Here is a 13,273-nt window from a genome sequence, read left to right on the forward strand (position 1 = left end):
CCCCCCCCCCCCCCCCCCCCCCCCCCCCCCCCCCCCCCCCCCCCCCCCCCCCCCCCCCCCCCCCCCCCCCCCCCCCCCCCCCCCCCCCCCCCCCCCCCCCCCCCCCCCCCCGGGGGGTGGGGAGGGGGACGCGGGTGCGGGGGGTGGGTGGCGGGGTGCGGGTGCGGGGGGCGGGGGTGCGCCCCAGGATGGCGGGGTGAGCGCGGCGGAGCTGGTGCCCGAGGCGGGGACGACGCTGCCCGAGCGGCCCGGGAGCGTGCCGGACTCCCCCGCGCTGCGCACCGCGTTCCGCCTGGCCGCCGCCGCGCGCCGCGGCAAGGCCGTGCACACCCGCGGCGCCGTCGTGGCCGCCGAGCTCGCCCGGCACGGGCTGCGCGAGCGCACCGGGGTGGCGTGGCTGGACGAGCCCGGCACCGACCGCGCCCTCGTGCGCTTCTCCCGCGCCGCCGGGCTGCCCCGGCCGCTGCCGGACGTCCTGGGCCTGGCGCTGCGCGTGACCGGCCCCGACGGCGAGCCGCGCGACCTGCTGATGTCCACCACCGGCGACCGCGGCGCTCAGCGGCGCGTGCTGCGACCGGCGCTGGACTGGCGCTCGGGCACCTACTCCAGCGTGGCGGCGTTCCGGACCCCCGCCGGTCCGCTGCTGACCGCGGCGCGCTGGCGCGCGGGGCGGTTCCTGCTCGCCGTGGCCGCCCCGCGCGGGCCGTGGCGGCCGTTCGCGGAGCTGCACCTGCGCGAGGACCCCGCCACCGCCCCGGACCGGGTGCTCACCTTCGACCCGGGGCGCTACCCGGTGCCGGGGATGGCGGTGCCGCAGCGGTGGCTGCGCCTGCGCGAGCCCGCCTACGCCGGCTCGCGCGCCGGGCGCGCCCGCCACGACCGCTGAGGCGCGGGTTCAGCGCGCGGCGGCCCGGCGCTGGGCGGCGACGTGGTTGACCGCCCACAGCACCACGCCCAGCGCCAGCAGCAGCCCCGCGATGCGGTACTGCTCCAGCGAGCGCCCCGAGGTCCACGGCAGCACCAGGTACGCGCACGAGAGGGCGCCCAGCACCGGGGCGAGCCGGCCGGCGGAGAAGTGCCCGTGGCCCACCCGGTCCCGGCGCAGCACCAGCACCGAGACGTTCACCGCGCAGAACACCGTCAGCAGCAGCAGCGAGGTGGTGCCGCCCAGGACGGCCACCACCGGGGAGTCCGGCGAGAGCGAGACGTACGCCAGCAGCGCCACCGCGATCGCCGTCGTCAGGACGATCGAGACCCACGGGGTGCGCCGGAACGGGTGGACGGTGGCCAGCACCGGCGGCAGCACGCCCTGCCTGCTCATCCCGTACAGCAGGCGGCTGGCCATCATCATGTTGATCAGGGCCGAGTTCGCCACGGCGAACATCGAGATGAACGGCAGCAGGTCCGAGACGGGGAACCCCGGCGCGGCGGTCTGCACGACCTCCACCAGCGGCGTCTCGCTGGCCCGCAGCTCCCCCACCGGCACCACGGCCACCGCGCAGATCGAGACCAGCACGTAGACCACGGCCGTCAGGCCCAGGCCGGTGAGCATCACGCGCGGGAAGACGCGGCTGGGGTCGCGGGTCTCCTCCGCCATGTTCACCGAGTCCTCGAAGCCGACCATCGCGAAGAACGCCAGCGAGGTCGCGGTGCTCACCGCCAGCAGCACGCTCTTGTCCCCGGGCGTCTCGAAGGCGACCGCGCGGGAGAAGTCGCCCTCGCCGCCGGCGAGGAACCAGGCGCCCACGCCGATCACGAGCAGCAGCCCGGACAGCTCCACGAGGGTCAGCACGACGTTCAGCCGCACGCTCTCGCCGACGCCGCGGAAGTTCACCGCCATCACCAGGCCGATGAAGACCAGGCCGACGGCCAGGACAGCGCCGTCGCTCGCCGCCCACCCCAGGCCGGCGGCGAGGTTCGCCGCGAAGGCGCGCGAGGCCGCCGAGGCCGAGGTGATCCCCGAGCTCATCACCACGAAGCACACCAGGAAGGTGAGGAACTGCACGCCGAACGCCTTGTGCACGTACAGGGCGGCGCCGGCGGCCTGGGGGTACTTCGTGACCAGCTCCAGGTAGGACAGCGCCGTCAGGGTCGCCACGGCGAAGGCGACGAGGAACGGCAGCCACGCGGCGCCGCCGACCTCGCCGGCGACCTGACCGGTCAGCGCGTACACCCCGGTGCCGAGGATGTCGCCGACGACGAAGAGCAGCAGCAGCTTCGGGCCCAGGACCCGCTTCAGCTCCGGCTGCTGCCCGGCGGTGGTGGGGGCGGGGGTGCTGCTGGTGCTCACGGTCGACCTCCGGGCCTGTCGTGCCGGACGAGCGGTCTACCCGATGGTGCCGCTGCGCGGCCCCGGGTACCAGTGCCGCTCCGGCGCGGGGGCGCCGTAGAACCACCCCTGCGCCAGCTCCCAGCCCTGCGCGCGCAGCCGCACCGCCTGCGCGACCGTCTCGACGCCCTCGGCCACCGGCACCAGGCCCAGGCCGCGCGCCAGGCCCGCCACCGCCGCCGCGATGCGGTCGGAGGCGACGTCCCCGGGCAGGCCGGTGACGAAGGCGCGGTCCAGCTTCAGGGCCGTCACCGGCAGGTTCTGCAGGTGCGCCAGCGCCGAGTACCCGGTGCCGAAGTCGTCCACGGCCAGGCCCACCCCGGTCTCCGCCAGGCGCTGCAGCTCTCGCGCGGTCGTGGCGTCGCCGGGCAGCAGCGAGTGCTCCAGCAGCTCCACCACCAGCCGCGAGGGCGCCACGCCCCGCCGGCGCAGGCCCGCGGCGACCTCGTCGGCGAAGGTGCCGTCGAAGCGGTCCGCGCACGTGTTCACCGCGACGTGCACGCCCGGGCGGCGCTGGAGCAGGTCCAGCGCCCGCTCCAGCACGAACGCGTCGACGGCGGTGGCCAGGCCGGCCTCGTGGGCCACCGGCAGGAACAGCTCGGGCAGCAGCAGGCCCCGCTCGGGGTGGGACCAGCGCACCAGCGCCTCGAAGCCGGTGCGGGTGCCGTCGGCCAGGCGCACCACCGGCTGGTAGTGCACCTCCAGCTCGTCCTGGCGCAGCGCCCGGCGCAGCTCGTCCTCCAGGCGGCGGCGGCCCAGCACCCGCTCGCGCATCGCGGGCCGGAACAGGCGCACCGCGCCGGGACCGGTCGACTTCGCCTCGCGCAGGGCGGTGCCGGCGTCGCGCAGCAGCGCGCGCGCGTCGGGGTCGCGGTCCCCGCGGCGCTCGGCGAGCGCGACGCCGACGCCGGCCGCGCAGGCGACCTCGTGCACGCCCACGCGCATCGGCTCGCGCAGCGCGGCCGCCAGCCGGCGGGCGGCCTCCAGCGCGGCGCCGGGCGGCGGGCCGTCCGGGCAGGCCGGGCGGTCCGGGCGGTCGTGACCGTCGTGGCGGTCCGGGCCGCCCGGCTCCTCGACGACGACGGCGAACTCGTCGCCGCCCAGGCGGGCGACCAGGTCGCCGCCGCGGGCCAGGGCCAGCAGCCGGCGGGCGGTGGTCACCAGCACCTCGTCGGCCGGCTCGTGGCCCAGGTCGGTGTTCAGGACCCGGAAGCGGTCCAGGTCGCACACCAGCAGCGCCAGCGGGGGGCCGGGCACCGCCAGGCGGCGGTCCAGCTCCTCCAGCAGGGCGGCGCGGGTGCGCAGCCCCGTCAGCGGGTCGCGGTCGACGGGGTCGGCCCGGTCGGCGCGGTCGGTGCGGTCGGAGAGGTCGGCGCGGTGCGGGTGCCCGCCGGCCGGGCGCCGGCCGTCCCCGCCGAGGACCTGCAGGACCACGACGTCGCGGCCGTCGAGGCGGGCCAGCGCCGCGGTGGCGCGCCCGGGGCACGTCGTGCCGTCCAGGCGCCGCACGAGCACCTCGCACGCCAGGCCGCCGCCGGCGGTGCCCAGGTGGCGCACGAGCTCCTCCACCGCCAGGGGGCCCCCGGCGGTCAGGAGCAGGTCCTGCACCGCTCGCCCGGGCAGCGGCTGGTGCGAGGCGCGCACCAGCTCCTCGAAGGCGTCGTTGACGTCGAGGACGACCCCGCGGGCGTCGGCGACGACCACGGCGGCGGACAGCGACGCGAACACCCGGCGGGCGAGGGCGCCGGCGCCGCGCGGGCCCGCGGCGGCGGAGCGGGCCGCGGGCGCGGCGGCGGGGCACGGCGGGGGCGCGGCGGCGGGGCAAGGGGCGATCGCCGCGGGGAAGACGGCGGGGACTGCGGGCACGGCGGGGACGGCGGAGGGGACGGCGACGGGCGCGGCGGCGGGCGCGGGGGCGCGGCGCTGCGCGAGCGGGTGGTCGGTCGTCACGGGCACCTCCCTGCGCGTGTCCCGGCGATTGTCTAGAAGAAGTGCCCCCGGGGGGAAGCCGGGCGGTGGCGTAACCTCCCAGCGCGCGCACCGGCCCGCCGCCGGCCGCGGCCACGAGAGGAGCTCCCGGTGCCGACCACGGCCACCCCCCGCACCCCCGACGACGCCGACCGCACCCCGGTCGACCCGGGCGCAGCAGCGCCGTGGGACCCCGCCCGGGTGGGGTCCGTGCTGGTCAACCGCAGGCGCGGGTGGTCCCGGCGCGCCCGGCTGCCCGAGCGGGTGCGCGGCGCCGACCCGCGCCGGGAGGTCGTCGGCTGGTGCGACGCGCGCTCGCCCGAGCACGGCTGGCTGCTCGTGCCGAGCGGCGGCGGGGTCGTCGGCCTGGCGCTGCGCGCGGCCGGGCGGCGGGGGGCCGAGAGCGAGGCGCAGTGCGAGCTGTGCGGCACCACCCGCCCCGCCGGGCACGTGACCGTCTTCGCCGCGGCCCGCCCCGCCGGCGACGGGGAGGTGGCCGTGCGCGCCTGCCGCGACCTGGCCTGCGCCGAGCACGTGCGGCTGCTGCGGGCCACGCCGACGCTGCGCCCGCGGGCCGGCACGAGCATCGCCGAGCGCGAGCGGGCGCTGCACGAGCGCTGCGCCGCCCTCGTCGGCGCGGTGCTCGCGGGCGCGTGAGCGCGCCGGGCGGCGGGCGGGCGCCGGCGCGCGCCCGCCGCGCCTGGGAGGTGTACCGGGCCTGGCGCAACCTGCCGGCGACGCTGGTGGCGGTGGGCTGGGCGCGCCTGCACGGGGTGCGCCCGGTCGTGGGCGCGGACCTGCTCGTGGAGTGCGCGCCGATGCCGCCGCGCACCTACGGCCGCGGCGGCACCACCGTGGGCAACGCGTGGCTGCACGGCGGGCTCGGCGGGCCGGTGCGCCGCCGGCACGAGGCGCGCCACGCCGACCAGTACGCGCTGCTGGGCACCGCGCCGTTCCTGGCGCTGTACGGGCTCAACGCCCTGCTGACCGGCAACGACCCGCGCCGCAACGTCTTCGAGCGCTGGGCGGGCCTGGCCGGGGGCGGCTACGCCACCGGCTCGGCGCGCACCCGCACCGCCAGGACGGCCACGTCGTCCTCGGCGTGACCGGCGACCTCGGCGAGCACCGCGTCGCACACCGCGTCCGGGCCCAGGTCGGCGAAGCGGGCGGCGGTGGAGGCCAGCCAGTCCAGGCCGTCGTCGATGGAGGCGCCGCGGCGCTCCACCAGCCCGTCGGTGTACAGCAGCACCGTGGCACCCGGCACCAGGCCGTGGACGTGGTCGGCGCGCTGGAACTCCGCGTCCATGCCCAGCAGCAGGTCCGGGTCGGTGCGCAGCACCTGCACCCGCCCGTCGGGGGCGAGCACCACCGGCGGCGGGTGCCCGGCGTTGGACCAGCGCAGCCGCCAGGCGCGCAGGCCCTCCACCGGCTCGACGGTGGCGAGCACGCCGGTGGCCAGCGCGCCCACGCCCAGGTCGCGCATCGCCCGGTCCAGCGCCGACAGCGCCGAGGCCGGGGAGACCTCCAGCGAGTAGCCGATGCCGCGCAGCAGGTTGCGCACCTGCCCCATCGCCGCGGCGGCGTCCTGGTCGTGGCCGGTGACGTCGCCGATGACCAGGCACGCGGTGCCCGAGGCGGTCAGGAACGCGTCGTGCCAGTCGCCGCCGACCTGGGCGTGCTCGGCCGCCGGCAGGTAGCGCACGGCGATCTCCAGGTGCTCCGGCTGCGGGGCGGAGGTCAGCAGGCTGCGCTGCAGCGTCTCGGCCAGGGAGCGCACCGCGTCGGCGGCCTCGCGCTCGGCGCGGCGGGCGCGCACCCGGTCCACCGCCTGCGCGGCCGAGGCCGCCAGCGCGGTGAGCAGGTCGCGGTCCTCCGGGCGCAGCTCGCGCGGGGTGCGCCAGGACAGCCCCAGCACCCCGGCGGTGCGGTCGGTCAGCCGCAGCGGCCACGCCGCCGTGCCGCGCGCGGCGTCGGCGACGGGCACGCCGCGCAGCGCCGCGGGCAGCGCGGCGGCGGCGGGGTCCTGCGGGTCGCCGAGCACGGTCAGGCCCGCGGTGCCGGAGCCGTCGGGCTCCAGCACGCCCAGCACGACGCCGTCGGCGCCCAGCAGCGCCGAGGCCCCGCGCTCCAGCACGCGCAGCACGTCCTCCTCGCCGTCGACGTCGGGCAGCGCCTGCGCCACCGCGACGAGCCCGCCCAGGCGCCGCGCCTGCCACGCCTGCAGGTCCGCGCGGCGGCGCTCGGCCTGGTAGGAGGCCGCGGCGGACAGCCCGTCGCCGACGGTGGCGGCGACCAGGCGCAGGAAGTCGCGGTAGGTGGCGTCGGGGGCGATGTGCGGGCTGAGCCGGGCGACCAGCACGCCGGGCGAGGTCTCGCCCAGGGCGGCGGGGACCGGCACCCACGCCAGCGGCCCGCCCTCGCCGGGGCGCACCAGCACCTGGCGCGGGCGCAGCGGCTCGGGCGCGGCGGGCAGCACGCGCCGGTGCCCGGCCCCGGCCGCGCCGGGCAGGTGCAGGTCGACCTCGGGCAGGTCCAGCGGGGCGGTGCGCAACACGTCCAGGGCGCGGGCGGCGACCTCGGCGGGCTCGTCGAGGTCGGTGGCCAGGTCCCCGAGCAGGGTCAGCAGCTCCAGGCGGCGGTGGTCCTGCACCTGGCGGGTGGTCTCCACCGCGATGTCCAGGGTGCCCAGCACCTCCCCGTCCTGGCCGCGGATGGGCGAGTAGGAGAACGTGAAGAACGCCTCCTCCAGGAAGCCCTTGCGCTGCAGCGGCAGGGGCATGTCCACCGACCAGGTGGCGCGGCCGGCGAACACCTCCTCGAAGAGCGGGGCGATGCCGTCCCACGCCTCGGGGAAGACCTCGCGCACGCGGCGGCCCAGGGCGGCGGGGTGCTTGTCCGCGACCATGTCGGCGTACGGCTGGTTGTAGAGCATGACCAGCTCCGGCCCCCACGCCACCAGCGCGGGGAAGCGGGTGCCGAGCACGACCTGCAGCGCCCGGCGCAGCTCGCGGGACCAGCCGGCGGGGTCGCCGAGGGGAGTGGTGGTCCAGTCGACCGCCTCGTAGTCCTCACGGAGCCCGGCGGCGTCCGCGAAGGGCAAGCTCTCCACGGACGGGAACCTAGTGGAGAGCGCCACGGACCGGCGCGCCGTCCCTGGCGCGGGCGGGGTGACGGCTGACACGCTGTGCGCGTCCCCGTCCGGTCGAGGACCCGGCCGCCGACGTCCGGGGACGGGAGGTTCCGTGCCCCGTTCGGAGGCCGGGCGGCTGGCCGACGCCGTCCGCGAGGTGCTGGGCCCGCGCGAGGAGCGCCGCGGGGACGGGCCGGGCGGTGCCGACGCGGCGCTGCTGCGGGTGGTGCGCGCCGCCGGGGTGGTGCGGGTGCTGGTGCAGCTGGGCTGGACGCCGCCGCCGGAGGTGCTGGTGCAGCTGGGGGCCGGGGTGCACCCGGACGCCGAGCTGCCGGCCGGCGCCGCGGTGGTGCCGAGCCCCCACGGGGAGGTGGGCGCGCTGCGCTCGCTGGCCGAGGACCTGGCGGTGGCGCGCGCGCACGGGGAGGCGCCCGCCGAGCGGGGCCGGGACCTGGTGCGCCGGGCGCGCGAGGCGCTGGCGCGGGCGACGGCGCGCGAGGCGGGCGGGCGCGCGGGCGCCCGCCTCGCGGACCCGGGCGGCGGGGACCTGGACGGCGGGGAGCTGCGCGAGCGGCTGGAGCGCAGCGAGCGCACGGTGGTGCAGCTGCGCCGGGCGCTGCTGGAGCGGCCGGTGCTGGAGCAGGCGGTGGGGGTGCTGGTGCGCGAGGCCGCGGTGGGCGCGGAGGCCGCGTGGCAGGCGATGCTGGACGCGGCGCGGCTGAGCGGCGCGCCGGCGCGCTCGGTGGCCGAGGAGGTGACGGCGCGCGCGGCGCGCGGCGAGCCGCTGCCCGCGGCGGTGCGGGAAGCGCTGCGGGAGGCGCCGCAGCGGCGCGACCCGCGCCCGCCGCACCCGCGCGCAGGCGGCGGGCACGGGTGAGGGCCCGCGCGGGTGAGGGCCCGCGCGGGTGAGGGCTCGCGCGGGTGACGTCGGGCGGGGGCGGGAAGAGGCGCACCCCCCGGCTGGTTGAGGATTCAACGAGGTGCCGACGGGGCACCGGATGGGGGCGCCCTGCGGGCGCCGGGGAGGGGAGCACCGTGGAGATCGGCATCAGCGCGTTCGCGGAGACGACGCCCGACAGCAGCGGCACCACGATCAGCCACGCCGAGCGGCTGCGCGAGGTCGTCGAGGAGATCGAGCTGGCCGACCAGGTCGGCCTGGACGTCTACGGCCTCGGCGAGCACCACCGGCCCGACTACGCCGCCTCCGCCCCGGCGGTCGCCCTGGCCGCCGCCGCCTCGCGCACCTCGCGCATCCGGCTCTCCAGCGCCGTCACCGTGCTCTCCTCCGACGACCCGGTGCGCGTGTTCCAGCAGTTCGCCACCCTCGACGGGCTCTCCGACGGGCGCGCGGAGATCCTCGCCGGGCGCGGCTCCTTCATCGAGTCCTTCCCGCTGTTCGGCTACGACCTGGGCGACTACGACGAGCTGTTCGGCGAGAAGCTCGACCTGCTGCTGACCATCCAGAAGGACCCCGCCCACGTCACCTGGCCCGGCGGGCGCCACCGCGCCGCGGTCGAGGGCCTGGGCGTCTTCCCGCTGCCCGTGCAGCAGCCGCTGCCCGTGTGGATCGGCGTGGGCGGCAACCCGCAGTCCGTGGTGCGCGCCGGCGCGCTCGGCCTGCCGCTGGCCCTGGCCATCATCGGCGGCGAGCCCGCGCAGTTCCGCCCCCTGGTGGACCTGTACCGCGAGGCCGCCCGCCGCTCCGGGCACGACCCGGCGACCCTGCCGGTGGCCACGCACTCGCACGGCTTCGTGGCCGGCACCAGCCAGCGCGCCACCGAGGTGCACTTCGAGCCGTACCGGCACGCGATGAACGTCATCGGCCGCGAGCGCGGCTGGCACCCCTTCAGCCGCACCAGCTACGAGGCCGGGCGCAGCCGCCGCGGCGCGCTGCTCGTCGGCTCCCCGCAGGAGGTCGCGGAGAAGGTCCTGCTGCAGCGCGAGCAGCTCGGCATCGACCGGTTCATGCTGCACCTGAGCGCGGGCACGATGCCGCACCGCGAGGTGATGCGCGCGGTGGAGCTGCTGGGCACCGAGGTCGCCCCGATCGTGCGCGCCGAGGCGGGCGCGACCGTCCCCTCGCACCCGCTGCCCGCGCCGGCCGCCCCGGTGGCGCAGGACGCCACCGCCTGACGGCGGCACCCGCGGGTCCCCCCGGGGACCGCGGGTCCCCGGGGAACGCCGCGACCCCCCGGCCCGCGGTGGTCGAGGAAGTGGACACTTCCTCGACCACGGTCGGTCGGGGGGTCGCGGTGGTGCGGGGGGTGCGGTGCTCAGCCGCGGCGGCGGCGGCGCACCAGGAGCACGACCGTCAGCGCCACCGCCGCGACGACCACGCCCACCAGGGCGCCGCTCTGCTGCTTCGGGCTGCCCGGGGCGCTGTCGCTGGCGCCGTGCACGGAGGTGACGGCGCGGTCCTTCACGTCGGCGGCCTTGTGCTGCACCTGGGCCTTGAGGTCCTCGACCTTGGCCTGCGCCTGGCCCTTGACGTCGGCCTTGGCGGCCAGCGCGTCGGCGGTGGCGGCCAGGCGCTCGCGGGTCTGCTCGATGTCGCGCTCGAGCTCGGCGCGGTCGGTGGGCGGGGTGGGCTGGGTGCTGCTCATCGGGTGAAACCCTCCTTGACGGCCTCGACGTCCTTCTTCACGCCGTCGACGGCGGCCTGCGGCACCGGCGGCGTCGCCTGCTGGACCTCCTTCTTGCCCACCAGGGCGGCCACCGCGGCCAGCACCAGCAGGACCACGGCCACGATGAGCGCGGCCAGCCAGACGTCCACGGCCTGCGAGAGCGCGGCGATCGCGGTGGTCACCAGGGCGCCGAGGGCGAAGAACGCCAGCAGCCCGGCGATCGAGAAGGCGCCCAGGCCCAGGCCGGCCTTCTTGCCCTTCTCGGTGAGGTCGATCTTGGCGAGCTGCACCTCGTCGCGCACCAGGCGCGACATCTGCTGCGTGAGGTCGCTGAGGAGCTGGCCGACGGACTCCTCGTGCGGGGTGCTCGACGCGACCGGGCCGGGGCCGGCCTGGGAGGAGGCGGTGCGCGCGCCGGGGCGGTGCACGACGCTGAGGTCGTCCGCGCTGGTGGAGCTCCTGTCGTGGCTCATGACCACCGGTGTACCCCGCGGGCGGCCGCGGCGAAACCCGAGATCGCCGCGGCCGCCCCGGGCCCGTCAGCGCATGTGCGGGTAGACGTGCGTGGTGGGCGCCACGAAGGTCTCCTTCAGGGCCCGCGGGCTGGTCCAGCGCTGCAGGTTCAGGATCGAGCCGGCCTTGTCGTTGGTGCCCGAGGCGCGCGAGCCGCCGAAGGGCTGCTGGCCCACGACGGCGCCGGTGGGCTTGTCGTTGACGTAGAAGTTGCCCGCCGCGAAGCGCAGCGCGTCCTGCGCCTGCCGCACCGCGAGGCGGTCCTGGGCGACCACGGCGCCGGTCAGGCCGTACGGGGAGCCGGACTCCACCAGGCGCAGCACGTCCTCCCAGGCGCCGGGGCGGGAGTCGTCGTAGACGTGCACGGCCAGCAGGGGCCCGAAGTACTCGGTGCGGAACGCCTCGTCGCCGGGGTCCTCGCCGAGCAGGACGGTGGGGCGCACGAAGTAGCCCTCGGAGTCGTCGCACGTGCCGCCGGCGGCGACCTCGATCCCGGCGGTGGCGCGGGCGCGTTCGATCGCGGCGGCGTTCTTGGCGAAGGCGCGCGCGTCGATGACGGCGCCGCCGAAGTTCGACAGGTCCGTCACGTCCCCGTACGCCAGGGAGTCCACCCGCTCCAGGAAGCCGGCGCCCGCCCGCTCCCACACCGAGCGCGGCACGAACGCGCGCGAGGCGGCGGAGCACTTCTGCCCCTGGTACTCGAACGCGCCCAGCAGCATCGCGGTGGACAGCACCTCGGGGTCGGCCGAGGGGTGCGCCACCACGAAGTCCTTGCCGCCGGTCTCGCCCACCAGGCGCGGGTAGGTGCGGTAGCCCGCGATGTTCTCCCCCACAGTGCGCCACAGGTGCTGGAAGGTGGCGGTGGAGCCGGTGAAGTGGATCCCGGCCAGGCGCGGGTCGCTCAGCGCCACGTCGGAGACGGCGCGGCCGTCGCCGCCGACGAGGTTCACCACGCCCGGCGGCAGGCCCGCGGCCTCCAGCAGGCGCATCGTCCAGTGCGCCGAGAGCATCTGCGTCGGGCTGGGCTTCCACACCACGGTGTTGCCCATCAGGGCCGGGGCGGTGGGCAGGTTGCCGGCGATGGCGGTGAAGTTGAACGGGGTGATCGCGTAGACGAACCCCTCCAGCGGGCGGTGGTCCAGGCGGTTCCACACCCCCGGGGAGGACACCGGCTGCTCGGCGATGAGGCGGCGGCCGAAGGCGACGTTGAAGCGCCAGAAGTCCACCAGCTCGCAGGGCGCGTCGATCTCGGCCTGCTGGGCGGTCTTGGACTGCCCCAGCATCGTGGCGGCGGCGATCCTCTCGCGCCACGGGCCGGCCAGCAGGTCCGCGGCGCGCAGGAACACCGCGGCGCGGTCCTCGTAGTCCATCGCCGCCCACTGCGGGCCGGCGGCCACCGCGGCCTCCACGGCGGCGCGGGCGTCGGCGTGCGTGGCGGCGGCGAAGGTGCCCAGCACGCTGGCGTGCCGGTGCGGCTGCACGACGTCGACGCGCTCGCCGCCGCCGAGGGACTGCACGCCGCCGATGGTCTGGGTGATCTCCACGGGGTTCGCGGCCTGCTCGGCGAGCTGGTCGGTGAGCAGCTTGCGCTCGGTGCTGCCGGGCGCGTAGCCGTGCACCGGCTCGTTGCGGGGGGCGGGGACCTCGGTCACGGACTGCACGACGACCTCCGGGGGCTCAGCGGTTCTGGGGTTTCTCAGGCGGTGACGAGGGAGCGCGCGAAGAACGCGAGGTTCGCCGGGCGCTCGGCCAGGCGGCGGGAGAAGTACCCGTACCAGTCGGTCCCGAAGGGCACGTAGGTGCGCACGACGTGCCCGGCGGCCGCCAGCCGGCGCAGCTCCTCGGTGCGGATGCCGTAGAGCATCTGGAACTCCGCCGCCCCGGGGGCGCGCCCGGCCAGCAGCTCCTCGGCGACGCGCACGATCCGCAGGTCGTGGGTGGCGACCATCGGGTACGCCCCGCCGTCGAGCAGGGTGCGCAGGCAGCGCACGTAGGCCAGGTCCACGTCGCGCTTGGCGGGGTGGGCGACCTCGGCGGGCTCGGCGTAGGCGCCCTTGACCAGCCGCACCCGCGAGCCGGGGTGCGCCAGGTCGGCGGCGTCGCCGGGGGTGCGGCGCAGCATCGACTGCAGCACGCAGCCGGTGCGGGGGAAGTCCGCGCGCAGCGCGCGCAGCGCCTCCAGGGTGGGGTCCACGCGGGTGTGGTCCTCCATGTCGAGGGTGACGTCCACGCCGTGCGCGTGCGCGTGCTCGGCCAGGGCGCGGGCGCGCTCGGTGGCGCGCGCCGGGCCGTCGGGGCCCAGGCCCTGCCCGAGGGCGGAGAGCTTCACCGAGACCTCGTTGCCCTCCGCCAGGCCCGCGCCGTCCAGGCGGGTCACCAGGTCGCGGTAGGCGGCGAGCGTCTCCTCGGCCTGCTCGGGGCGGGTGACGTCCTCGCCCAGGACGTCCAGGGTGGTGCGCACGCCCTCGGCGTCGAGGGCGCGGACCGCGCGCAGCGCGGCGTCGGCGTCCTCGCCGGCGACGAAGCGCCGCACGACGGGACGGCTGAGGCTGCTCCCGGTCACCAGGGAGCGCACGCGCGGCGAGCCCGCCACGCCGAGGACCACTTGTCCGAACACACCCCGACGCTAGGCCCGCCGGGGCGCCGCCACCAGGGACGTCTGCACGAAACCACCCCCCTCTGCTTCGTACAGGTGGATGACGGGCTGGC

General features: G+C 77.9%; 12 protein-coding genes. 5 read left to right on the plus strand and 7 right to left on the minus strand.

The window, feature by feature from the left end; all coding sequences use genetic code 11:
* Nucleotides 1-196 precede the first annotated feature (196 nt).
* Entirely contained in the window at nt 197-886 is a 690-nt protein-coding gene (locus ACRYR7_RS10280) for a hypothetical protein (RefSeq protein ID WP_432571993.1), read from the plus strand.
* Between the two features lie 9 nt (nt 887-895).
* Here ACRYR7_RS10280 and ACRYR7_RS10285 read toward each other — a convergent pair whose 3' ends face one another.
* Both ACRYR7_RS10285 and ACRYR7_RS10290 read right to left on the minus strand, forming a co-directional pair.
* Complete coding sequence (locus ACRYR7_RS10285; RefSeq protein WP_432571994.1) at nt 896-2,290, minus strand: APC family permease; 1,395 nt, start codon at nt 2,288-2,290, stop codon at nt 896-898.
* A gap of 36 nt (nt 2,291-2,326) precedes the next feature.
* A complete protein-coding gene (locus tag ACRYR7_RS10290) occupies nt 2,327-4,279 on the minus strand; it encodes a putative bifunctional diguanylate cyclase/phosphodiesterase (protein ID WP_432571995.1) in 1,953 nt (650 codons plus the stop codon).
* Between the two features lie 129 nt (nt 4,280-4,408).
* On the opposite strand from ACRYR7_RS10290, the gene ACRYR7_RS10295 reads away from it, so the two are divergent.
* Nucleotides 4,409-4,954, plus strand: a complete 546-nt coding sequence (locus ACRYR7_RS10295; RefSeq protein ID WP_432571996.1) for an FBP domain-containing protein — start codon at nt 4,409-4,411, stop codon at nt 4,952-4,954.
* Entirely contained in the window at nt 4,951-5,403 is a 453-nt protein-coding gene (locus ACRYR7_RS10300) for a hypothetical protein (RefSeq protein ID WP_432571997.1), read from the plus strand. Before ACRYR7_RS10295 ends, ACRYR7_RS10300 begins: the two co-directional genes overlap by 4 nt.
* Here the strand turns inward: ACRYR7_RS10300 and ACRYR7_RS10305 are convergent.
* The gene (locus ACRYR7_RS10305; RefSeq protein ID WP_432571998.1) at nt 5,343-7,406 is read right to left on the minus strand and encodes a SpoIIE family protein phosphatase; all 2,064 of its coding nucleotides are present in this window, start codon (nt 7,404-7,406) and stop codon (nt 5,343-5,345) included. The two genes, ACRYR7_RS10300 and ACRYR7_RS10305, sit on opposite strands and share 61 nt — an antisense overlap.
* Before the next feature lie 133 nt (nt 7,407-7,539).
* Between ACRYR7_RS10305 and ACRYR7_RS10310 the strand changes: the two genes are divergently transcribed.
* Nucleotides 7,540-8,304, plus strand: coding sequence for an ANTAR domain-containing protein (locus tag ACRYR7_RS10310; protein WP_432571999.1), 765 nt, complete (start codon nt 7,540-7,542; stop codon nt 8,302-8,304).
* A gap of 158 nt (nt 8,305-8,462) precedes the next feature.
* Entirely contained in the window at nt 8,463-9,560 is a 1,098-nt protein-coding gene (locus ACRYR7_RS10315) for an LLM class flavin-dependent oxidoreductase (RefSeq protein ID WP_432572000.1), read from the plus strand.
* A gap of 140 nt (nt 9,561-9,700) precedes the next feature.
* On the opposite strand, the gene ACRYR7_RS10320 is transcribed toward ACRYR7_RS10315, so the two are convergent.
* The 4 genes from ACRYR7_RS10320 to ACRYR7_RS10335 form a co-directional block, all read right to left on the minus strand.
* Nucleotides 9,701-10,030 (minus strand): DUF3618 domain-containing protein, encoded by a 330-nt coding sequence (locus ACRYR7_RS10320; protein ID WP_432572001.1) that lies wholly within the window; start codon nt 10,028-10,030, stop codon nt 9,701-9,703.
* The gene (locus ACRYR7_RS10325) at nt 10,027-10,524 is read right to left on the minus strand and encodes a phage holin family protein (RefSeq protein ID WP_432572002.1); all 498 of its coding nucleotides are present in this window, start codon (nt 10,522-10,524) and stop codon (nt 10,027-10,029) included. Before ACRYR7_RS10325 ends, ACRYR7_RS10320 begins: the two co-directional genes overlap by 4 nt.
* Before the next feature lie 66 nt (nt 10,525-10,590).
* Nucleotides 10,591-12,225, minus strand: a complete 1,635-nt coding sequence (pruA, locus tag ACRYR7_RS10330; protein WP_432572003.1) for an L-glutamate gamma-semialdehyde dehydrogenase — start codon at nt 12,223-12,225, stop codon at nt 10,591-10,593.
* Nucleotides 12,226-12,260: 35 nt separating this feature from the next.
* Entirely contained in the window at nt 12,261-13,181 is a 921-nt protein-coding gene (locus ACRYR7_RS10335) for a proline dehydrogenase family protein (protein ID WP_432572004.1), read from the minus strand.
* Nucleotides 13,182-13,273 lie beyond the last annotated feature (92 nt).

The organism is Kineococcus gurbantunggutensis (assembly GCF_050871925.1).
Taxonomy (GTDB): Bacteria; Actinomycetota; Actinomycetes; order Actinomycetales; family Kineococcaceae; genus Kineococcus.